The sequence below is a fragment of the Aquirufa avitistagni genome (genome assembly GCF_042715545.1).
Taxonomy (GTDB): Bacteria; Bacteroidota; Bacteroidia; order Cytophagales; family Spirosomataceae; genus Aquirufa; species Aquirufa avitistagni.
This window is the reverse complement of sequence record NZ_JBBKXZ010000003.1, coordinates 239,365-262,359: the sequence shown is the minus strand read 5'-3', so window position 1 is coordinate 262,359 and position 22,995 is coordinate 239,365. Positions and strand designations below refer to the sequence as shown.

The 22,995-nt window shown below is 42.7% G+C and carries 20 protein-coding genes; 15 read left to right on the top strand and 5 right to left on the bottom strand.

The genetic code is table 11. The features are described from left to right. The first annotated feature begins 209 nt into the window (after positions 1–209). The 8 genes from U0R10_RS09560 (at position 210) to U0R10_RS09525 (ending at position 11,041) form a co-directional block, all read left to right on the top strand. Complete coding sequence (locus tag U0R10_RS09560) at positions 210–3,086, top strand: TonB-dependent receptor (protein ID WP_377983745.1); 2,877 nt, start codon at positions 210–212, stop codon at positions 3,084–3,086. A gap of 84 nt (positions 3,087–3,170) precedes the next feature. Beyond that, positions 3,171–5,990, top strand: a complete 2,820-nt coding sequence (gene uvrA / locus U0R10_RS09555; protein ID WP_377983865.1) for an excinuclease ABC subunit UvrA — start codon at positions 3,171–3,173, stop codon at positions 5,988–5,990. A gap of 236 nt (positions 5,991–6,226) precedes the next feature. After that, positions 6,227–7,459 (top strand): 4Fe-4S dicluster domain-containing protein, encoded by a 1,233-nt coding sequence (locus U0R10_RS09550; RefSeq protein ID WP_377983744.1) that lies wholly within the window; start codon positions 6,227–6,229, stop codon positions 7,457–7,459. Further along, positions 7,456–8,427, top strand: a complete 972-nt coding sequence (locus U0R10_RS09545) for an alpha/beta hydrolase (protein ID WP_377983743.1) — start codon at positions 7,456–7,458, stop codon at positions 8,425–8,427. The genes U0R10_RS09550 and U0R10_RS09545 overlap by 4 nt, the downstream gene beginning before the upstream one ends. Continuing rightward, a complete protein-coding gene (locus U0R10_RS09540) occupies positions 8,424–9,299 on the top strand; it encodes a sterol desaturase family protein (protein ID WP_377983742.1) in 876 nt (291 codons plus the stop codon). Before U0R10_RS09545 ends, U0R10_RS09540 begins: the two co-directional genes overlap by 4 nt. Next, a complete protein-coding gene (locus U0R10_RS09535) occupies positions 9,299–10,072 on the top strand; it encodes a (Fe-S)-binding protein (protein ID WP_377983741.1) in 774 nt (257 codons plus the stop codon). Before U0R10_RS09540 ends, U0R10_RS09535 begins: the two co-directional genes overlap by 1 nt. 2 nt (positions 10,073–10,074) lie before the next feature. Further along, the gene (locus U0R10_RS09530) at positions 10,075–10,554 is read left to right on the top strand and encodes a hypothetical protein (protein ID WP_377983740.1); all 480 of its coding nucleotides are present in this window, start codon (positions 10,075–10,077) and stop codon (positions 10,552–10,554) included. A gap of 1 nt (position 10,555) precedes the next feature. Then, positions 10,556–11,041, top strand: a complete 486-nt coding sequence (locus U0R10_RS09525) for a GAF domain-containing protein (RefSeq protein WP_377983739.1) — start codon at positions 10,556–10,558, stop codon at positions 11,039–11,041. Here U0R10_RS09525 and U0R10_RS09520 read toward each other — a convergent pair. After that, a complete protein-coding gene (locus U0R10_RS09520) occupies positions 11,022–11,681 on the bottom strand; it encodes a phosphatidylserine decarboxylase family protein (RefSeq protein WP_377983738.1) in 660 nt (219 codons plus the stop codon). The two genes, U0R10_RS09525 and U0R10_RS09520, sit on opposite strands and share 20 nt — an antisense overlap. Before the next feature lie 136 nt (positions 11,682–11,817). On the opposite strand from U0R10_RS09520, the gene U0R10_RS09515 reads away from it, so the two are divergent. Then, positions 11,818–13,239, top strand: a complete 1,422-nt coding sequence (locus tag U0R10_RS09515) for a hypothetical protein (RefSeq protein WP_377983737.1) — start codon at positions 11,818–11,820, stop codon at positions 13,237–13,239. On the opposite strand, the gene U0R10_RS09510 is transcribed toward U0R10_RS09515, so the two are convergent. Both U0R10_RS09510 and U0R10_RS09505 read right to left on the bottom strand, forming a co-directional pair. Continuing rightward, the gene (locus U0R10_RS09510; protein WP_377983736.1) at positions 13,234–15,411 is read right to left on the bottom strand and encodes a S9 family peptidase; all 2,178 of its coding nucleotides are present in this window, start codon (positions 15,409–15,411) and stop codon (positions 13,234–13,236) included. The two genes, U0R10_RS09515 and U0R10_RS09510, sit on opposite strands and share 6 nt — an antisense overlap. A gap of 13 nt (positions 15,412–15,424) precedes the next feature. Beyond that, positions 15,425–15,979 (bottom strand): hypothetical protein, encoded by a 555-nt coding sequence (locus U0R10_RS09505; protein WP_377983735.1) that lies wholly within the window; start codon positions 15,977–15,979, stop codon positions 15,425–15,427. Between the two features lie 54 nt (positions 15,980–16,033). Here U0R10_RS09505 and U0R10_RS09500 point away from each other — a divergent pair, with 54 nt between their 5' ends. Then, complete coding sequence (locus U0R10_RS09500; protein ID WP_377983734.1) at positions 16,034–17,113, top strand: long-chain-fatty-acid--protein ligase; 1,080 nt, start codon at positions 16,034–16,036, stop codon at positions 17,111–17,113. On the opposite strand, the gene U0R10_RS09495 is transcribed toward U0R10_RS09500, so the two are convergent. Together U0R10_RS09495 and U0R10_RS09490 are read right to left on the bottom strand one after the other, a co-directional pair. Beyond that, the gene (locus U0R10_RS09495; RefSeq protein WP_377983733.1) at positions 17,074–17,493 is read right to left on the bottom strand and encodes a molybdenum cofactor biosynthesis protein MoaE; all 420 of its coding nucleotides are present in this window, start codon (positions 17,491–17,493) and stop codon (positions 17,074–17,076) included. The genes U0R10_RS09500 and U0R10_RS09495 overlap by 40 nt on opposite strands. Continuing rightward, positions 17,490–17,978 (bottom strand): dihydrofolate reductase, encoded by a 489-nt coding sequence (locus tag U0R10_RS09490; protein WP_377983732.1) that lies wholly within the window; start codon positions 17,976–17,978, stop codon positions 17,490–17,492. The genes U0R10_RS09495 and U0R10_RS09490 overlap by 4 nt, the downstream gene beginning before the upstream one ends. Before the next feature lie 177 nt (positions 17,979–18,155). On the opposite strand from U0R10_RS09490, the gene carB reads away from it, so the two are divergent. The 5 genes from carB (at position 18,156) to U0R10_RS09465 (ending at position 22,994) form a co-directional block, all read left to right on the top strand. Beyond that, positions 18,156–20,990: a carbamoyl-phosphate synthase large subunit gene (gene carB / locus U0R10_RS09485; RefSeq protein ID WP_377983731.1), complete on the top strand. Its 2,835-nt coding sequence runs from the start codon at positions 18,156–18,158 to the stop codon at positions 20,988–20,990. A gap of 1 nt (position 20,991) precedes the next feature. Next, the gene (locus U0R10_RS09480; RefSeq protein ID WP_377983730.1) at positions 20,992–21,243 is read left to right on the top strand and encodes a hypothetical protein; all 252 of its coding nucleotides are present in this window, start codon (positions 20,992–20,994) and stop codon (positions 21,241–21,243) included. Position 21,244: 1 nt separating this feature from the next. Continuing rightward, on the top strand, positions 21,245–21,547 hold the full coding sequence (locus U0R10_RS09475; protein ID WP_377983729.1) for a hypothetical protein: 303 nt from the start codon (positions 21,245–21,247) through the stop codon (positions 21,545–21,547). 76 nt (positions 21,548–21,623) lie between these two features. Further along, a complete protein-coding gene (locus U0R10_RS09470) occupies positions 21,624–21,884 on the top strand; it encodes a hypothetical protein (protein WP_377983728.1) in 261 nt (86 codons plus the stop codon). A 6-nt stretch (positions 21,885–21,890) separates the two neighbouring features. After that, entirely contained in the window at positions 21,891–22,994 is a 1,104-nt protein-coding gene (locus U0R10_RS09465; RefSeq protein WP_377983727.1) for an efflux RND transporter periplasmic adaptor subunit, read from the top strand. The last annotated feature ends 1 nt before the right edge of the window (position 22,995 follow it).

Below are 22,995 nucleotides of genomic sequence, written 5' to 3'. Positions count from 1 at the left end.
CGTGTAAAGCTACTAAGAATTCAATCCTTTCTGAAGTAAAATTAGTTGAACGGTAGGATGTTTATGTGACTATTTACAGGTTAAATAAAAATATAGTTTGAAAAACTAGTAATTTTTTAAGTTCATTCATTGGGCATATTCTTAAAAGTTTCTAGATTTGTGACAGCGTAGAAACCCTACGCTAAATCGTTTCAACAAAATTAGACATTATGAAAAAACTTTTTACTTCAACGACGCCCCTATTTATGGTGCTATTTCTTTTTGCTTTCGTAGCTGTTGCACAGACGAAAGTGGGTGGAAAGGTAACTGATCAGGGTTCAAAAGAGCCATTAATCGGGGTAAGTATCTCGGTAAAAGGCAAGGTGATCGGAACAATTTCTGACGCCAATGGAAACTTCTCTTTGACAACTTCAACTCCAGCTCCGTTTACTATCCAAGTTTCGATGGTGGGTTATGAGCGTCAAGAAATTGCTATTTCAGGCAATAAAACGGATTTGAAAATCAGCTTGAAAGAGCAAGCATTAATGGGTCAAGACGTTGTAGTATCAGCTTCTCGTGTGGAGGAGTCAGTAATGCAATCTCCCGTATCAATCGAAAAAATGGATATTCGTGCCATTCGTGAAACACCTGCCGCTTCTTTTTATGATGCCTTACGTAATCTTAAAGGCGTTGAGGTAAGTACACAATCAGTTGCTTTCTCATCTATCAACATGCGTGGATTTAACGGAAACGGTAACGTTCGTGTGGTTCAAATGATTGATGGTATGGATAACCAAGCACCAGGTTTGAACTTCTCTGTAGGTAATATCGTAGGTATTTCTGAATTAGATTTAGAAGGCGTTGAGGTATTGCCAGGAGCTGCTTCTGCTTTATACGGTCCAAATGCTTTGAATGGTATCATTTTAATGAATTCAAAATCGCCATTTTTATATCAAGGCTTAAGTGCTCAGGTAAAAGCGGGTGCGATGACTGCGTCGAATCGTTCGCAAGTAACGACTCCATACGGTGATGTATCGTTCCGTTATGCGAAAGCAATCAATAACAAATGGGCTTACAAGGTTAACTTTAATATGTTGAGCGCTGAAGATTGGCAGTCAACGGATTACAGAGACCAGAGTTTATTAAACGGCCGTGGTTTAGGTGATGGAAATCACCGGACAAACGTGGGTTATAATGGTGTAAGTATTTTCGGTGATGAGACGAACGTAAATATGTTGTCTTCTTTATCCCCTTTATTAGGTGTACCAAACCATCCGTTGACAGCTGGAATTAACCAAATTTCTCGTGCTACAGGTGGTGCATTATCACCATCTGCTATCTTAGGCTTTATTGCTCCTAATGTAAACGTTTCACGTATTGGTTATACCGAAGCTGATTTGGCATCTTATACAAACCGTAACATTAAGTTTAATGCGGCATTACATTATCGTTTTAATGATAAGGTTGAGTTGATTATGCAAGGATCTTATGGTCAAGGAACTACCTTGTACACAGGAGCTGATCGTTATTCAATCAAGAACTTCTCGATGGGTCAGTATAAAGCGGAATTGAAAGGATCTAATTTCTTCCTTCGTGCGTATACTACGCAAGAGAATTCAGGTGATGCATACGCAACAGGTACTTTAGGCCAATTAGTTAATGAGGCAGCTAAGCCATCGACTGCTTGGTATCCTGAATACTTTGGTGCTTTTGCAGGTGCAGCTTTACAAAACTTTGGTACGGTATTACAAACAACACTAGCTGCCACGGGTAATCCGAACACAGCGATTGGTTCTGCTGTGGCTAGTACGCAAGCATTATTCCCAGCATACCACGCAAATGCGCGTGCGATTGCTGACGGAAATCGTTTAATCCCAGGTACGCCTGCATTTAATACAGCTGTAGCGGCGATTAAAGAAAAGGCTTTACCAGCAGGTGCGAAGTTTACGGATAAATCAGCGTTGTATCACTTAGAAGGTATGTACAATTTGACAGAGAAACTTGGCAACAAGTTTGAAATGATTGTAGGTGCTAACTTCCGTCGGTATGCGTTGAACTCTGAAGGTTCTTTATTTGCTTTGCAAGATAATGGAGATGAATTTACAATCTCAGAGTATGGTGCTTATGCGCAATTTGCAAAAAAGATCATTTCGGACAAGTTGAAATTATCAGCTTCATTACGTTACGATAAGAATGAAAATTTTGATGGTCAGTTTAGCCCTCGTTTCTCGGGAGTATTTACAGAAGGTCGTTCAAATTTCCGTGCTTCATACCAAACTGGTTTCCGTATCCCTACGACACAAGATCAGTACATCAACTTGCTTACGCCATCTGCGCGTTTGTTAGGAGGTTTGGCAGTTATTCAAGATCGTTACAAATTATCGGGTAATTCATTTACGTTGCCTTCAGTACTTCAAGGAAAGCCTGTTGCTTATACAGCTAAGCCTTGGAAGCCTGAGCAAGTTCGTACGATGGAAATCGGTTACAAAGGTTTCTTAGGAGATCGTTTGTTAGCTGATGCGTATGCGTATCGTTCAAATTTTACTAATTTCTCAGCAGGACAAGTAGTGGTTCAGTTGCCTTCACAGCATCAAGATCCAACAGTTTTAGGAAACAAAGTATTCTCGTTCCCTTCCAATGTTGAAAATGAGGTTGTTACGCAAGGTTGGGGAGTTAGCTTAGATTACCAATTAGGTAATAACTGGATGGCTGGAACGAACGTTTCTTACAATGAAATCAAGGACAATGGTGGACTTGCTAACTTCCAGTTGGCATTCAATACACCTAACTACCGTACAAACGTTTCCTTATCAAACCGTAATATTGGTGGTTCAGGATGGGGTATGAGTGCTGTATGGAGATACCAAGAGAAGTTTGTTTGGCAGTCATCGATTGTTAATCAGGTATTGAACCAACAGCAATTAAGTGTTATTCCAGCATTCCACACGTTAGATGTGCAGGTTAGCAAGAAATTGTCTAGCATCAAATCGATCCTTAAAGTGGGTGGAACTAACTTAGGAGGCAAGCTTTATCAAACAGGATGGGCGAACCCATTGGTTGGAAGCATGTACTATGTTAGCTTAACATTTGATGAATTATTGAATTAAGATTAATTCATATTTTCTTGAGGCTGCCCCGAAAAGGGCAGCCTCTTTTTTTGTACTTTAGTGGATTCATTTTTAGGAGAAGGCATGGATTTAACGGGTTTTTCACATATTGAGGTTTTGGGTGCGCGTGAGCACAATTTAAAGAATATTGATGTATCCATTCCGCGTAACCAACTGGTGGTCGTGACGGGAATCTCAGGTTCCGGAAAATCTTCGTTGGCATTCGATACGATTTACGCAGAAGGTCAGCGCCGCTACATGGAAAGTTTTTCTGCCTATGCCCGGTCATTTTTGGGAAACATGGAGCGTCCTGATGTGGACAAGATTGAGGGGCTTTCACCTGTCATTTCAATTGAACAAAAAACGACGTCTAAAAATCCACGATCGACAGTAGGTACGACCACGGAGATTTACGACTTTTTACGCTTGTTGTTTGCGCGTGGTTCAGAAGCATTTTCATATTTGAGTGGCCAAAAAATGGTCAAACAATCTGTTGACCAAATCATTGCCACCTTGACTTCGCAGTTTGACGGAGCTAAGATTGTTTTATTAGCGCCAGTCATTAAGGGTCGTAAGGGCCATTACCGCGAGCTTTTTGTGCAGATTGCGAAGTGGGGATATACCAAAGTGCGGGTGGATGGCGAGATTCTCGACATTGAGCCTAAGATGCAATTGGATCGATTTAAGGTACATGATATTGAGGTGGTGATCGATCGCTTGGTCGTGACAGATGATGAACGGGTACGTTTATCGCAAAGTTTACAGACGGCAATGCAGGTGGGGAAAGGGCAGGTGTATGTACTGGATGGAGCTTCACATGTGCATTATTTTTCACAAACATTAATGGATCCTGAAACGGGTTTGTCTTACGATGAGCCTGCTCCCAATACGTTTTCATTTAATAGTCCGTATGGTGCTTGTCCATGTTGCAATGGCTTGGGGGTGATCGAGGAAATTACAGAGGATTCGGTGATACCTGATCGCAAATTGAGTATTGTTCGTGGAGCTATTGCGCCGATAGGTGAGTACCGCGAGTTGTGGATTTTTAAGCAATTAGAAGTATTGTTAAAGCCTTTTCAGGTGGGTTTATCTACACCTATTGAAAAATTCCCTTTAGAGGCGGTGGAAATGATGTTGTATGGTACAGATGAGCCAGTTCCGGTTCCTTCGAAAAAATATGTGGGGACGGAGTGGAGTACCAAATATGATGGAATTATTAATTTCTTAAAGCGCCAGCAGGAGAGCGGGTCGGAGAAGACGCAGGATTGGTTGAAGGATTTTTTAGTGATTAAGACGTGTCCAGATTGTGGAGGTTATCGCTTGAAAAAGGAGGCGCTTCATTTTAAAATAGATGGCAAGCACATTGGGGAGTTAGCCCAAATGGATGTGCTTGAATTAGAGCAGTGGTTGGAAGGCCTTGAGTTGCGTATCTCTGATCGTCAGCGTCAGATTGGTTCAGAGGTATTGAAGGAGATTCGCAAGCGCGTTGGGTTTTTGACACAAATTGGCTTGACCTATTTAACGCTTGATCGACCGATGAAGACTTTGTCTGGAGGCGAGTCGCAACGGATTCGTTTGGCTACCCAAATAGGTACACAGCTAGTGGGCGTGTTATATATCATGGACGAGCCGTCCATTGGTTTACATCAGCGTGATAATGAGAAGTTGATCCAGGCGTTGAAGGATTTGCGCGATTTAGGAAATTCCGTTTTGGTTGTGGAGCACGATAAGGATATGATGTTGGAATCTGACTACATTCTGGATATTGGTCCGGGTGCAGGCCGACATGGCGGTCATGTAGTCGGCTTCGGAAAACCGGCAGATTTCATCAAATTAGGTACGCCTACGGCTCAGTATCTAAATGGGGAATTATCGATTGACGTACCCAAGGCTCGTCGGCCTGGAAATGGCCTTCACATCGAGCTGAAAGGTGCGACGGGAAACAACTTGAAAAATGTGTCGATATCGTTGCCTTTGGGGAAATTTATTTCGGTGACTGGGGTTTCTGGTTCTGGTAAATCAACCTTGATTCATGACACGTTGGTATTGAAACTAAAGCAGCATTTTGATCGGACAAAACGGGATGCGATGCCGTTTAAGTCGATGACGGGTTTGGAACATATTGATAAAATTATTGAAGTTGACCAGTCGCCCATCGGTCGCACCCCGCGGTCAAATCCAGCGACTTACACCAATATGTATACGGATATTCGGGCCTTGTATTGTGAATTACCGGAGTCGAAAATTCGGGGTTATAAGGCGGGTAGATTTAGTTTTAATGTAAAAGGTGGCCGATGCGAAAGTTGTGAGGGGGCGGGTCGCAAAAAGATTGAGATGGAGTTTCTGCCTGATGTGCTGGTGGAATGTGAGACCTGTAAAGGGAAACGATTCAATCGAGAAACGTTGGAGGTTCGATTTAAAGGCAAATCAATTTCGGATGTGTTGGACATGACGGTGGAACAGGCGTTGGTGTTTTTTGAAAACCAACCGCGGATTCATCGGCGGGTACAGACCTTATCGGAAGTTGGGTTAGGGTATATTACCTTGGGCCAACATGCCACTACGTTGTCAGGTGGGGAAGCCCAACGGGTGAAATTGGCAGAGGAATTATCTAAGAAGGATACGGGTAAGACTTTATATGTATTGGATGAGCCCACCACCGGACTGCATTTTCAAGATGTCAAATTGCTGTTAGATGTATTACAGAAGTTGGTGGATAAGGGAAATACCGTATTAATCATTGAGCATAATCTAGACGTGGTTAAGGTTTCGGATTATGTCATTGATATGGGCCCAGAAGGTGGAAATGCGGGCGGTCAATTAGTAGGGTCGGGAACTCCTGAGCAAATTGCTAAGTTGAAGGGTAGTGAAACAGGTCGCTTTCTTAAAAAAGAATTACCGTAAACGCTGTCGAAGGTAAACGCTGCCGGGGTCGTAGACCCCGGCAGCGTTACTCCGGAAACGTTTTTAAGACAGAATTAGTCTATCAATAACTTGGAGATTTTTTACTTCTGAATGGATAAAATTTATCACCTTGTTGATTTTTTTCTCTCGCAAATTTGCGCTAGTTTCGGAACGGATTTTGGTAAACGCTGCCGGGGTCGTAGACCCCGGCAGCGTTTACCGCCAAACTCATCAACATGAATCAAATTAGCTTTGCCGCCATACTAATAATCATGGGCTATCTCATAGCTCAGCGATTTGGCAAAATTGCAAAAACCATTCATCTCGCAAAGCCCGTAATTGTAACGAACTCAAGCGAGCGCTGGAAACGTGTCCTATTGCTTGCATTCGGGCAGAAAAAGATGTTTGAGAAGCCTTTTGTGGGCATGATGCACCTAATAATTTACCTCGGATTTGTCTTGATTAACGTCGAAATTCTGGAAATTATCATTGATGGACTATTCGGAACACATCGAATTTTCGCGCCGTTTCTTGGAAATTTTTACCCGGTCATTATTAATTTTTTTGAAATCCTCGCTGGCGGGGTGGTCGTGGCATGTGTCGTATTTATAGCCCGTCGCTTAAGTCAACAAGTAAAGCGCCTAAGCGCAGCAAGTCATCGGGAATTGAATGGATTCCCCATCAAAGATGCCATGCTTATTTTGATTATTGAACTCGTGCTCATGTCGGCACTTTACGTCATGAACGCAGCAGATGCCGGGCAATCATTTATCATTTCAAAACACCTGAAGCCTTGGTTGCCACAGGAAAATCTGCACCTCATTGAGCAGACAGCCTGGTGGATTCATATCATCGGTATCTTGCTGTTCGCGCTTTATGTAACCTATTCAAAACACCTGCACATCTTCTTCGCTTTCCCGGCCGTGTATTATTCCAAAATTGACTCTATTAGCCAAATGGATGCCATGCCACATGTGACGAACGAAGTGAATATCATGTTGGGTAAACCTGGAGAAGCCAGTAACTCTGATTTGAAATTTGGTGCACAAGACATCAAAGACCTCACCTGGAAAAATGCACTCGATGCCTACAGTTGTACCGAATGTGGCCGCTGTACCGAACAATGCCCCGCAAATCAAACCGGGCGTTCACTTTCTCCACGTAAAATCATGATGGATACGCGTGATAGATTAGAAGAACTTCAAAAAGATCCGGAATCGACAAACGTGCTTTTGGGCAACTACATTACTGCGGAAGAATTGCGTGCCTGCACCACCTGCCAAGCCTGCGTGGAAGCCTGCCCGATCCAACTCTCCCCACTAGACATTATTCTCGAATTACGCCGCTTTCAAATTATGGAGCAATCTGATGCACCAGGGGCTTGGAATTCGATGTTTGCCAACATAGAAACGAATCAGGCACCTTGGAAATTCAATCCAAGCGACCGACTAAATTGGGCTAAATCATGAAAAAATTACTACTAGTACTCGTTGGCCTAACCGCCTTATACTTCCTTGGACCACATCCAGATGCCCCAGAAATCAAAGGGCCTAGTTGGACCGACATCCCTAATGAACCACGAGAAATTGCCAACTACCTACATGCCAAAGAAGCCACAAATCGTAATTTGAAGCCAGATAATCAGGGACAAATTATTTGGGCTGATTCTGCAAATCCACAAAAAACGAAAAAGGTTTTCCTCTATGTGCACGGATTTTCGGCGTCGCCCATGGAAGGGAACCCCTTACATAAAGAAGTGGCGAAAGCTTTTGGGGCAAATCTAGTGCTTGCCCGCGTGGAAGACCATGGGGAATTCCCAACCGACTCCACAATGGCCAAAGCCACAGCAGATAAATTCTACCAAAGTGTCGAAAATTATTATGCCATTGCGAAGAAATTAGGAGATGAAGTTGTCGTATTGGGAACGTCATTCGGAGGAGCGATGTCCCTAGTTTTGGCCACCCGTCATCCTGAAATTAAAGCACTCATGCTCTACGGGCCATGTATTGCGATCAAAGATCCCACTGCACCGCTGGTTGACAATCCTTGGGGTTTACAACTTGCCCGTGCCGTGATGCGCAGCGACTTCCGTGATATTCCTTCTGTGAGTTCAGGCCATACGAGTTTTTGGAGTTTGCATTACCGCCTGGAAGGTATCGTTGCGATCCAAAATTTCTTGACGCATGAAATGACGGATGAGGTTTTTGCGCAAGTGAAAGTGCCGGTATATTTAGCCTACTATTATCAAGATGAAGAACATCAAGATAATGTGGTTTCCGTACAAGCCATGCGTGATATGTTCCCTAAATTAGGGAGCAAAATCAAAAAAGAACAAGCATTTCCACTTTCCGGTTACCATGTAATTACCTCTGATATTCTGGGTAAGCGGGTTGATTTGCCTATAAAAGCATCTGTAGATTTCATCAAGCAACTATGACACCGCAATTAATTCTATACGCAGTACCGTTTTTTCTCATCACGGTTTTGTTTGAATCTTGGGTTGCCTACAAGCAACATCGGGATTTTATTGAGGCCAAAGACTCCCTAACGTCCATTGGATTAGGTCTAGGAAATTTGGCTGTGGGTACCATAACCAAAGGCCTCGCATTTGTTACTTATTTCTACGTGTATGACCACTGGCGCGTAGCAGATTTTCAATTTAACTGGTGGCCAGTTTGGATTTTCGCCTTTTTAGGAGAGGACTTTACCTATTATTGGGTACACCGTATTTCACATGAAATTCGCTTTTACTGGGCTTCCCACATGGTGCACCATTCGTCCCCTAAATACAATTTAGCGGCAGCACTGCGCCAAACATGGACAGGCAGCATAACGGGCGGATTTATATTTTGGGCCTGGCTTCCGCTGGTGGGGGTGCATCCGTTTATCGTGTTCTTTTTCCAACAAACCAGCCTGCTATATCAATATTGGATTCATACCGAGTTTATTCAAAAAATGCCAAATTGGTTTGAGCAATTCTTCAATACTCCATCGCATCACCGCGTGCATCATGGTACGGATTTAGACTATTTAGATACGAATTATGCCGGTGTGTTGATTATTTGGGATCGTATTTTTGGATCATTTAAAGCTGAAGAAGCCCGCCCAAATTACGGTTTGACCAAACAGATTGAAAGCTATAATCCGGCAAAGATTGCCTTCTATGAATGGGTGCAAATTGGTAAGGACCTGATGCATGCCAAAAGCGTCAAGCAAGTATTTGGGTATCTTTTTGGCCCTCCCGGATGGAGCGATGATGGAAGCCGATTAACCGTGGAGCAAATGCGTGCATTACAAAAGAAAAAATAATGGAACTTCAAATAACAACAATGGCCGAATGGGCCGCTCGGGGTGAAAGCCCAGAATACCTTTTTTGGGTGGGTTGTGCAGGTTCTTTTGATGACCGCCACAAAAAAGTAACACGGGCCATGTGTGAAATTTTGACCAAAGCCGAACTAAGTTTTGCGGTACTTGGGACTGAAGAATCATGCACCGGTGACCCTGCGCGCAGAGCCGGAAACGAATTTCTGTTTCAAATGCAGGCCATGCAAAATATTGAAGTGCTCAATATGTACGGCGTTAAAAAGATCGTGACTTCATGCCCCCATTGTTTCAATACACTGAAAAATGAATACCCTAGTTTGGGCGGTTCGTACGATGTAATTCACCATAGCCAATTATTAGCTGAGCTTTTGGCATCTGGAAAAATTCAAGTCAACGAACATTCGGAGACGATTGCCTACCATGATTCTTGCTATTTAAGTCGAGGAAATGGTATTGTGGAAGCGCCTCGCGCGATCATTGCAAGCCTTAATAAAGACCTGAAAGAACTAAAGAGTTGTCGGACCAAAGGCCTCTGCTGCGGTGCTGGCGGTGCTCAAGTTTTCAAAGAACCAGAACCAGGCGGACAAGATGTTCAGGTAAAACGGACCGAAGAAATTATCGAATCCGGGGTAAAAAAAGTAGCTTTGGCATGCCCTTTTTGTATGGTCATGTTGCAAGACGGACTGAACAAGACCGGCAAAGACCACGAAATTCAGTTGGTGGATTTAGCTGAACTCGTCCAACAAAGTATCCAATAACCATGTATATACCTTTTGAACAAATGCCAGACCATGCACGGGTTTGGATCTACCAAGCAAATCGACCACTTTCGTCTAGCGAATCTGATCGCATTCGTCAAACGCTAGAGCAAGGCACAAAAGGCTGGGAAGCGCACGGAGCTCCGCTGCAAGCATCCTTTGAAATCCGGTTTAATCAAGTGGTGGTTGTCGCTGTCAATGAGTCTGTTAATCAGGCCTCTGGATGTTCCATCGATGCTTCGACACGCTGGTTTAAAGAGCTAGCGGCTGAATTACATATTGATTTCTTTAATCGGGATTTAGCGGTTCTTCGGGGAGAAACCTTAGAACTAATTCCTATCGGTCAGATAAAATCTCAGGTACAAGCGGGGAGTATTGGCCCAACAGATACCATTCTGCGACCTTTAACTGAGCAAATCACCGCTTATCGGAATGATTGGCTTTGCCCTGCAAATGAATCCTATATCAGTAGACATTTTTAAGATGGCGGAAGATTTACATATACCTTCGGGTAGTCGGGCTGAAAAATACGCCGCACTATATCCTCAAATCGCAAGTTTAGTTCAAGATGAAACAGATTTGACGGCTAATCTGGCCAATATAGCCGCTGGATTAAAAGAGGTCTTTGGCTTCTTTTGGGTCGGTTTTTATCTAGTCAAAAACGGCGAACTAGTCCTCGGACCCTTTCAAGGTCCCGTTGCCTGTACGCGAATTCCATTTCATAAAGGGGTTTGCGGCCACGCGTATACAACGGCAGAAACCATTATTGTTCCTGATGTAGATGCCTTTCCTGGGCATATCGCCTGTGCATCCGCATCCAAATCAGAGATCGTTTTGCCCGTAAAAAATCAGGCAGGAGCTGTTACCATGGTATTGGACGTTGACTCAGATAGACTCAACGATTTTTCGGAGGTAGACCAACAAGGCCTCGAGAAAATATTGGGATTAATTAACGAAGCTTGGCGATAACCGTTTCGCTACCTACAGGCTTATCTCCAATGTTTACACAGATTTCTGCGTCTAGGGGGAGGTAAATGTCGATCCGACTACCAAATTTAATAAAGCCGAATTCTTGTCCTTGTGTCACTGCATCACCTTCTTTGACGTACCAGCAAATTCGTTTCGCTAGCGCGCCGGCTATTTGGCGGAATAAGATTTCCGTGCCATTTTCATGCTTGACTACACATGTAGTGCGTTCGTTTTCCGTACTCGATTTTGGGTGCCAGGCTACTAAATACTTACCTGGGTGATATTTGAAATAGGATACAATTCCGGAGATAGGATTGAAATTTACGTGCACGTTCAATGGTGACATAAAGATCGAAACTTGCTTACGTTTTCCTTTAAAATATTCAGGTTCCTCTACTTCTTCAATCACGACCACTTTTCCATCAGCAGGCGCAATGATGTGATTGGGATTGATTTCCGTATGCCGTGCAGGTACACGGAAAAACTGAAGAATGATTAAATAAAAGAGTGACGTAATGACAACGATTGCTTCACGTAGGTACACATTTTCAGGAAAGAAATAAGCAACCAGACCATTGATTGTTAAGACAATTAGCAATGAACTGATTAAGAGTGATTTTCCTTCGCGGTGTAACGTCATGTGTCTTTGGGTATTTTACAAGTTTCAAAATTAGCCATTTTTGTTGAAAAATTTGGCATAAATTCTCGACCTGTACCTAAGATTTTTTTAATTTTTAAATTAAAAAATTGCATTTTTGGTTTTTTAAAACCATTCTATGCGGCGTTTCGGGCTATTTTTTTTCTTGTTGGCTTGCCTAATCAGTGCCCCTATTCAAGCTCAATATATTAAATGGAAAGAAGCAAATACGTCTAGTTTTTTGCGTTTGGACTTTGAATCACAAGAAATATATCGCTGTACGGATGGAATCAATTGGCAATTTGTACGCAAGGCTCAATTTAAAAACGTCATTATTTCCGATTTTCTTTCCACGGATCGTGGGGTGAATGAGTATCCCATTCCAAACACAAACCAATTCTATTTGACCATTCATTGTACCGGGCAGGTGTATCGTCTTGATAAAACAACGTGGGAATTTCAACGCATTGATCATACCTTTTTCCGCGGGGCTAATTGTAGGTCCTTTCAATTTATGCGCAAGGGGAAATTATACACATTTGGTGGATATGGTTTTTGGCAGTCAACGAATATCCTAAGTGAATATAATTTTAAAGGTGGAGAATGGAATAGTATTCAAGCGGAGGGAGATGTCCCCAAGTCAATTACATTTAGTCCGTCAGGTTATTGCCCAACAAAAGATCGATTTGTGACGATGGCCAATAGTAAGCTAAACGACACGGAATTGCACAATACGTCCGAGTATGATTGGAACATCTATGAATTTAATTTTGATAACCGGGAATTCAAGATAGTCGGAGAAGTTAATTTGCCCGTGATTAAGGATTTTTTTGCCAAAGATTATAGTCGGAATTACCTCTTCAACGGGCGTTACATGGTCATGGTGGATTTAGTTCAACATACCTATAACTGGGATTCCATTTTCATCATTGATGTGGTAGATGGATACAAAGTATACCGCTGGAAAAATCCAAATCGTATCCATATTCGTGATGGACATTCAGATGAAAGCTTAGAGAGATTAACCCATTTATCAGGTGATACCTTAGTGTTTACCAATGCACCCACTAGCTATCCATATAAAACTGCAGGTTATGCAAAAATACCCATCACTCAAATAATAAATGAAAGTGACTACTTAGGCCTCATCACACAAGATACTTGGGTCAATGAGTTTTGGAAAGTTGGTGCCATTTTTGCCGCATTGATTATATTAATCTTAGCCATTTCATTAGTTGTTGTCCTGCGTAATCGTCGCAAAAAACAGCAGTTGCATGTGCTATTAGGGGAAAATGAAAAACAGTTCTTAGACTTTATGCTCTTAAATTACCGACAAGGATATGTATCTGGCCACCAAATTATCGCGTTTTTTGGGAAACATAAAAGCTCACCGGAATCACAACGGCAATTCCGATCCAAACTTTTTGAAAATTTCACTAAAGCCATCGGTTTGATCTTTCCAGGTAAAGAGGTGCTGGATATTCAAACTGATGAAAAAGACCAACGGATGTTGGTGTACCGACTACATGCGGACATGTATGATCGATTAAGCCGACTATAAATTCTTTTCTAAAAAGTCGGTCATCATTTGGTATAAATGTAGGCGCGTATTTCCGCCATAAATTCCATGATTCCGATTCGGGTAATAGAAGCTTTGGAACTGTTTATTTGCCTTGATCAAGGCTTCTTCTAATGCGACTGAGTTTTGAAAATGAACATTGTCGTCTCCAGTTCCATGTACAAGCAGTAAGTTACCCTTTAATTTATCCACATGATTTACGGGCGAATTGTCGTCATATCCATGCGGATTTTCCTGTGGCGTACGTTGGTAACGTTCCGTATAAATCGAGTCATAAAAGCGCCAATTCGTCACCGGAGCCACTGAAATCGCAGCCTTGAATACCGAAGCTCCCTGCATGAGGCAGTTGGCGGACATGAATCCGCCATAACTCCAACCCCAAATACCAATACGTGATGCATCTACATGTGGCAAGCCACCTAGATACTTAGCCGCAAAGATTTGATCTTCAACTTCAATTTTACCCAAGTTTTGATACGTGATTTTTTTGAATGCAACGCCTCTTGCACCCGTTCCGCGATTATCGATGCAATAAATTAAATACCCTTTTTTCAGCAGCATCTGATACCAAAAGAAGTCGGCACCCGGAAATGAATCCAATACCTGCTGACTACCCGGTCCGCCATACACATGCATCAAAATCGGATATTTTTTCGACGTATCAAAGTTGGCCGGCTTAATCACATACCCATTCAAATGGTCACCATTAGCCAACGGGATCTCAAAAAATTCACGGGTTGAAATGCCATATTCAGTCAACTGGCTCGCTAATTTGGCATTGTCTTCTAACACACGCATTAAGCCAGCTTTGGTATTATGCAACGTGATTTTTGATGGACTTTTAGCCGAACTATGTGTCAAAATATAATACGAAAAGTCAGGGCTAAAGGTTGCCGTATTGGTTCCAGTAGTACCCGCAATTAATTTCTTTCCAGATCCATTTAGCTGAATTTGGTAAACATCACGACCGATGGGCGTTCGTTCTGTGGAATTGAAATAGAGTGTTTTAGACTTTTCATCAAACCCATACAAATCATCTACCTCCCAATTTCCTTGCGTGATTGCTTGCTGTTTTCCCGCGGTAAAATCTTGTAGATATATATGTTTAAACCCACTTTTTTCGGACGTGAAAATGAAACTTTTCTGATCGTTCAAATAGGTGATGTCATTACCGATAGACTCGATTTCGATGGAAGTATCCGACTTCTCTTCATAGACGATGGTCTCATTCGCTTTGCTAATGCTGTGGTGAATTAATTCCATGTGGTTTTGCAAGCGGTTTAGGCGTATATAGGCCAAAACATCTGCACTCTTGGTCCATTTCATCCGAGGAATATACTGGTCTTTGATGGGGCCAACATCCACTTTTTGGATCGACGCACTTTCTATGTTGGCAATCGACAAGCTTACAGTTGAATTAGCTTCGCCTGCCTTGGGATATTTGTAGCGGTATTCTTTTGGATATAAATCGCCCCACATTTGCATATTATATACCGGCACCTGGGATTCATCAAAGGTGTAAAAAGCAATCTTTTTGCTGTCCGGTGACCATGCAAACGCTTTTGAAAAAGAGAATTCCTCTTCATATACCCAGTCACAAACCCCGTGGATAATTGCATTAAGTTTCCCGGAAGTGGTCACTGCTTTTTCTGTTCCGGTCGTTAGGTCTACCCAGTACAAGTTATTCTCCCGCACGAAGCTAACCTTCTTTCCGTCGGGTGAAAAACTGGCATGCATCTGCTTGCCGCCGGCAGCCAATAAGCTTAAGCTTTGAGTCGCACGGTCAAATACGTAATTCGTTTCGGTTGAACTTCTGCGGTAAATCGGCTCAGACGCCGTGCCGATTAGTATCTTCTGTTCATCGTTCGATAAACTGAATTTTTGTACCCGAATAGTCTCTCCAGAGGCCATTTTAGTGCCTTTTTCATCGAAGAGTACCTCTGACTTCGTCGGATCTTGAATATTTGTTTTGATGATTTTACCAGCCTTCAACTCCAGATAGGATTGACCATCTGCGGCCCAATTCAGGTTTTGAATACTTCTTTGCGCGAACGTCCCATTTTTCCAAACGTCCGCAAGGGTGATTTCTTTTTGGGCTTGAAGTGTTAGGTTGCAAAGGAATAGTAGCCCAATGAGGTAGGAGTTAATTTTCATGTGTTGGATGAAGTTAATTTTGGAAAATAACGATAGGATCTGTTTCTATCGTATTACTTACATTTTTTGCGTTATCACGAATGAATATCTGAAACTTGAGCGTATCATTATTCGGGGTAAATCGAGGCGAATAGCCCTTGTAAAAGGCATAAACAAATTGGGTAGAATAGGAAATGCTGCCTTCAATGGCGCCCGTTTTTTGATCGGGATTGAAATTGAAATTCATGAGTCCACCTAGTGGTGGCGTAAAGGTAATCGGGTCGAACTTTCCATTTTTTTTATGCAAGACAGCTACCTCAAAATTTCTAAAATCTTTATATTTGGCTGGATTGGCAACTATTTCAGCTTGGGTAACGCCGAGGTCCCCATCGCCATCTTGAAAGCGAATCGTCATAATGACGGAGTCTATTTTGGCTTTTCCACCAAATCCATCATTACTAACTTTCGTAATTTTCTCGATTTTTTCGAATCTAATCTCGGGTGTCGCGGACCATTCAGGCTCTTTAAGGCAAGAGCTTAGGATAGCGATGCTGATGAACCAATACGAAATGTGGGCCAATTTTGACATAGTTCGTAAAGTTAATGATTTGGTTTAATTTTGTTTGAATATTCAAAAAAAGCAATGCAAACAGGTTTGAATTCGTGGGAATCTTGGCGCGCAAAGTTGAAGGAAGAGGTACTGGGGATGCAGGAGGCCAGCTTTGAAGCAATTGCTTTAGAGATGTTTCATTTTACCTGGACGTATAATCCGCTTTATCGGCAGTATGCCGACTTGCTTGGCGTGAACCCGCAGTCGGTGAAGACGCTCGCTCAAATCCCATTTCTGCCCATTGAATTGTTTAAGAATCATCGCGTGCTGACGGGAGAGGCCCCTGTTTTATTTGACTTTGAGAGCTCTGGGACAACCGGACAAATTCCATCTAAACACCCGGTTTGCGACCCTGATTTTTACCAACAACAGTCCAAACGTATTTTTGAACAACAATATGGCCCGTTAACTGACTACCATATTTTTGCGCTATTGCCTTCCTATGTTGAGCGAAGTACGTCTTCCTTGGTTTTCATGATGGATCATTTCATTCAAGAATCAGGGTCAACCCTAGCTGGATTTTTTCTAAATCAGTATGATGCTTTAGTTGCCCAAATTAAACAGGCCTTACGGACGGAACGAAAAGTTTGGGTGATGGGGGTAACGTTTGGGTTATTAGACTGGGTAGATTCAGGTCAAGATTTTTCGTTTTGGCAGGAAGCTGTCGCGGAAGGGCGTTTGATGGTGATGGAAACGGGTGGGATGAAAGGGCGCCGCGAAGAGTGGATTCGGGAACGTGTACATGAATTTTTAAAATCGTCCATGGGACTTAATCAGATCGCGTCAGAGTATGGGATGACTGAATTATTTTCCCAAGCATACGCAGCTACCGATGGAATTTTTACTCCCGGCGTTTCGATGCGGGTCCAATTGCGAGAGGTAACAGATCCGTTTTCAAAGGTGACGAAGCCAGGCCGCGTAGGGGGAATTCAAATCATCGATTTAGCCAATATTGATTCGTGCCCCTTTATTGAAACTAAAGATTTAGGATCCTTGGAAGCAGATGGAATCAGTTTTAAAGTCTTAGGTCGCTTTGACAATTCAGAAATTCGCGGATGCAACTTGATGGTTGATCAAGGATGGGGAACGAGCCAAGCAGAGCCGTCCGTATAAAATTCATTTTTCCAAATAGGCACTTCTTTTTTCAGGGTATCTATCAGCCATTCACAGGCATTAAATGCTTCTGCCCGGTGGACGGAACAAACGCCGATGATCACTGCGATGTCGCCAATTTCTAATTTCCCAGTCCGATGGGCTACGCTAATCTTACGAATGGGCCATTGGTCGGCAGCTTCGCTCGCGATACGTTCCATCTGTTTTTTGGCCATGGCATTATAGGCTTCCATGGTCAAGTTTTTAACATCCTTTTGTTGGTTTTTATTGCGAATCGTACCTACAAATAGGCAGATACCGCCAGCTTCTGGATCCTGTAAATACTGGTAGCTCGCGTCGATCGAAAGTGGTGTTTCACTTAGGAGAATTTGATGTGTCATTTGCGCGCGTAAGTAATGTAGCTGAATTGATACGCATTTTGCTCGTCGGTGACCCCGCGCTCCTGCTCCGCTACCTCCCAGATTGCTGGTGAAATTTCGGGGAAAAAGGCATCGCCCTCAAAAATATCGTGTAGCTGAGTAACTAAAATTTGATCTGCTAAAGGCAAACTCAATTGATAAATCTCCGCACCTCCCACGATAAAAATATCATCTCGAGAAATGGATTTGGCTTTTAAAATCGCCTCTTCCACGGAGTGAGTAAGGATAACGCCTTCGATTTGTAAATCTTGCTGTCTACTAATGACAATGGTCGTACGGTTTGGGAGCGGCCTGCCTATGGATTCAAACGTTTTGCGTCCCATGATGATGACATGCCCGGTAGTCAAGGCTTTGAATCGTTTTAAGTCGGCAGGTAAATGCCATATCAACGCATTGTTTTTTCCAATAACTCGATTTTCATCGAAAGCGACCAAAATTTTTAGCACGATTTTAGGTTTTAGTTGTCAAAAATAAGGGATTTTTTCGCTGGATTGTCGTCGTGAATTTTATTTTCAAAAACACTTCCCTTTTCGGGGGTAAAGCCCTAATTTTGTACAATTTTTGAGCCTAGTCCTTAGGTGGTCAAAATTAACTAGTCAATACCCTTAAAATTAACACACCCTGTGCCTAAAGATTCGTCGATTAAATCTGTCCTCATTATTGGTTCTGGTCCTATTGTGATTGGTCAAGCCTGTGAATTTGATTATTCTGGTTCTCAAGCCGCTCGTTCGTTACGCGAGGAAGGCATTGAAGTAATCTTGATTAATTCAAATCCGGCTACCATTATGACGGATCCGATGAATGCGGATCATGTGTATTTGAAGCCGCTAGAGAAGGCTTCGATTATTCATATTTTGGAGAATCATCAAATAGACGCCGTATTACCTACGATGGGGGGCCAAACAGCCTTGAACTTAGCCATCGATTGTGATGCAGCGGGTATTTGGGAAAAGTATGGTGTACGAATTATAGGGGTAGATATTAAAGCGATCGAGACGACGGAGGATCGGGAGAAATTCCGATTGAAAATGATTGAAATCGGCGTGGGCGTTTGTAAAGGACGTACGGCTCGTTCGTTTCTGGAAGGTAAAGAGATTGCACAAGAGACTGGTTTCCCATTAGTTATTCGTCCATCCTTTACCCTTGGTGGAACAGGTGGTGGATTTGTGCATGATCCAAAAGATTTCGATGCGGCCTTGAACAAAGGTTTGCATGCTTCCCCTACCCATGAGGTGTTAGTGGAGCAATCCATCATGGGTTGGCAAGAATACGAATTAGAACTTTTACGCGATAATTTAGGGAACGTCATCATTATCTGTTCGATCGAAAACTTCGATCCGATGGGTATTCACACGGGTGATTCGATTACCGTGGCGCCAGCGATGACGTTGCCAGATACGATTTACCAACGCATGCGTGACATGGCCATCAAGATGATGAATGCCATTGGTCAATTTGCTGGTGGATGTAATGTGCAGTTCTCGCTGAATCCTGAAACGGATGAAATTATTGCGATTGAGATTAACCCTCGGGTATCGCGCTCATCGGCTTTGGCCTCTAAAGCAACGGGTTATCCGATTGCGAAGATTGCTGCCAAAATGGCGATTGGGTATAATTTAGATGAATTAACGAATGCGATTACGGGAACGACGTCGGCCTATTTTGAGCCGGCATTAGATTACGTGATTGTGAAGGTTCCGCGCTGGAACTTCGATAAATTTAAAGGTGCTGATCGTACCTTAGGATTGCAAATGAAATCGGTGGGTGAAACCATGGGTATCGGACGTAATTTCCAGGAGGCGCTACAGAAAGCGTGCCAGTCCTTAGAGATCAAGCGTAATGGTATGGGCGCGGATGGAAAAGAATTGCGCGACCAGGATGCCATCATGCACTCATTAGCGAATCCTTCTTGGAACCGCTTATTCCATATCTACGATGCCTTCAAGATGGGCATTTCGTTCAAAACGATTCAACAATTAACGAAGATCAACAAATGGTTTTTGAACCAAATTGAGGATTTAGTTCGTGTGGAACGCGAAGTGGAGAAATATACGATCTCGAATATCCCGAAAGATTTATTAGAGGAAGCGAAACACAAAGGATTTGCAGATCGCCAAATCGCCCATACACTTCGTTGCCTCGAATCGGAGGTTTACGATAAGCGTAATTCGATGGGCATTAAGCGTATTTACAAATGTGTTGATACCTGTGCCGCAGAATTTGAGGCGAAGACGCCATATTACTATTCGACTTTTGGCCAAGAAGGCGCATCAGCCGTTTTGGATAACGAATCTGTTGTTTCTACGAAGAAAAAAGTGGTTGTATTGGGGTCAGGTCCCAACCGGATTGGACAGGGAATTGAATTTGATTACTCGTGTGTCCACGGTGTTTTAGCTGCCAAAGAGGCTGGTTATGAGACGATTATGATCAACTCAAATCCAGAGACGGTGTCCACCGACTTTGATATTGCGGATAAATTATACTTCGAGCCTGTTTTCTGGGAGCATGTGTATGACATCATTCAGCATGAGAAACCAGAAGGCGTTATCGTGCAGTTAGGTGGTCAAACAGCTTTGAAATTAGCTGAGAAATTATCGAAATACGGTATTAAAATCTTGGGCACTTCGTTTGAAGCCTTGGATTTAGCCGAAGATCGTGGTGCGTTCTCTAGTTTGTTGAAAGACTTAGGAATCCCTTACCCGAAATTTGGTGTATGTGAAGATGCGGATAATGCCGTGGCGTTAGGACGGGATTTAGGGTATCCATTGTTGGTTCGCCCTTCCTATGTGTTGGGAGGTCAGTCGATGAAGATTGTCATCAACGAGCAAGAATTGGAGCAACACGTGGTGGATATCTTGCGTGATATTCCAGGAAATAAAATTTTATTAGATCACTTCTTAGAGAATGCGATTGAGGCGGAGGCAGATGCGATTTGTGATGGGGAAGATGTGTACATCATCGGTTTGATGGAGCATATTGAGCCGGCGGGGATTCACTCCGGAGATTCGCACTCGGTCTTGCCACCATTTGATTTGTCCGACAATGTCATCAAACAAATCGAGGATCATACGCGCAAAATTGCGGTGGCTTTGAAGACCAAAGGTCTATTAAACATCCAATTCGCAGTAAAAGACGAAGTGGTGTATATTATCGAAGCGAACCCACGTGCCTCGCGTACGGTGCCATTTATCTGTAAAGCTTACCAAGAGCCTTATGTCAACTACGCAACGAAGGTCATGTTAGGGGACAAAAAGGTGAAGGATTTCAATTTCAAACCTGTCAAAAAAGGGTACGCGATTAAAATTCCTGTATTTTCGTTCAGTAAATTTCCAAACGTAAATATGGAGTTAGGTCCAGAGATGAAATCGACCGGTGAGGCGATTTATTTTATAGATGATTTAAAAGATGATTTCTTCCGCAAGGTATATGGGGAGAGAAATTTATACCTAAGCCGCTAATATGTTAAAACTTATTGCCCTTATTTTAGTTTTCATATACGTCGTGATACCTTTACTTCGATTTTTGATGAAGGCATTTGTCATCACGCAGGTGCATAAGAAGATGTCTGAGCAAGATATTCGAGCGAAGCAAGCTGCTTCAAAAGCTCGGAAAGAGGGCACGATAGATGTGGATTATGTTCCACCGAAATCAAAGTCCAAGTCGGATCAAGTAGGCGGTGATTATGTACCCTATGAGGAAATAAAAGATTAATATGTTGCGTCGCATTTTGCTTTATTTCATGTTGGTTACCTGTCTTTTGACCAAAGATGGAATTTCGTACGCCTTTGATTTATTGAAGGAGACAGCTGAGATATCCATGTTTACTGATGTAGAATGGGAAGATGCGAAAGAAGAAGAAGGAACACCGGAAGATTGGTGGAATCATGGCGCATTAGATAATTTAGCTTTAAGCGTACAAATACCTAACCTGAAAAAGACTTCTTTCCCGGAGCGAAATGAGTCTGAATTAAATGTGCTCCTCGAGCAAGTGAGTCCCCCTCCCCGCATGGTGTAGTTACCAATGCCATTAGAAACAAAATCATAAAATCTTCTTGACGTCTATGCGGATAAACGCGTAGAACTTTAATGTTATGAAAACATACGCCCTAGCGTCTATGTTTATCTGCATTGTTTTTGTTGGCTTCAGCCAAGGAAAAAACTATAAAAATCAGATAAACCGGACTTTGACCGAAAAAATTAATTTGCAACGACCTGTTGAAGAAAAAGAAATTGAGCCTTCAACACAAACACCCAAATACCAACCAAAATCATCCAATGTGGAATGGGTCGATACGGTGAAAAAGAAAAACCAACCGCCTTCCTATAAGCAACATGGGGGAAGGCCTAACTAAGTAGATATGAAAAAATTCCTATTCGGATTACTACTTCTGAGTGCATGTACAGCTAAAAAAGAAGACGCTGTAGAAACGCAAACGCTAGAAGTCTCATCCCCTATTTCCGTCGATACAACGATCCAGCAGGAGTTTGTAGCCGATATTCATGCCGTACAAAATGTAGAAATTCGAGCTCGGGTTAAAGGGTATTTAGATCGAATTTTGGTGGACGAAGGCAAGCAAGTGAAGAAAGGGCAAGTGATGTTCACCATCAATAGCCAGGAGTATGTGGCTGATTTAGCGCGCGCAAAAGCGGTGTTGAGTCAAGCATCTGCCGAATTAAAAGCGGAGGAATTGACCTTAGTGAATACACGTTTATTAGTGGACAAAAATGTCATTTCCAAAAACCAATTAGCCATCTCACTCGCGAAAGTAGATGGTTTAAAAGCGAAACGCGAGGAGGCATTAGCCCATGTGCGTGCCGCGGAATTGAAAGTAGAACATTCGAATATTCGTGCGCCATTTGATGGTATCGTAGACCGCTTGCCTTTTAAAAGGGGAAGTTTAGTGGACGAGGGAACGTTGTTGACAACTTTGTCCGACAACCAAAACGTATTCGCCTATTTCAATGTATCCGAACAAGAATATCTGGCCTTCAGTGATCAAGGTGGAGTAAATAAATCAGCCACGGTTAGTCTAGTTTTAGCGAATGGTGAAAGCTATCCCCAACAGGGTTTAGTCGAAACAATCGAAGGAGAATTTGATAAAAACACCGGAAACATTGCTTTTCGTGCGCGCTTCTCAAATCCGAATAAACTACTTCGCCATGGAGCATCCGGAAAGGTACAATTACCAAAGAAGGTATCCGGCTATTGGGCCATTCCGCAAAAATCTGTTTTCGAAATTCAAGAGAAAAGTTACGTGTTTGTCAAGGATGCTGGTGGTATTGTCAAGATGAAAAGTATCGTCCCAGACTTACGCATCCCGCATTTTTACTTAGTTAAAAGTGGATTTTCAGCGAAAGACACCGTGCTAATTGAGGGTATCCAGTTGGTGAAACAAGGTCAGAAAATCAAGTCGACCTTCAAACCGATGCGCCAATTATTAACGGAATATAAAGCACTGTAAC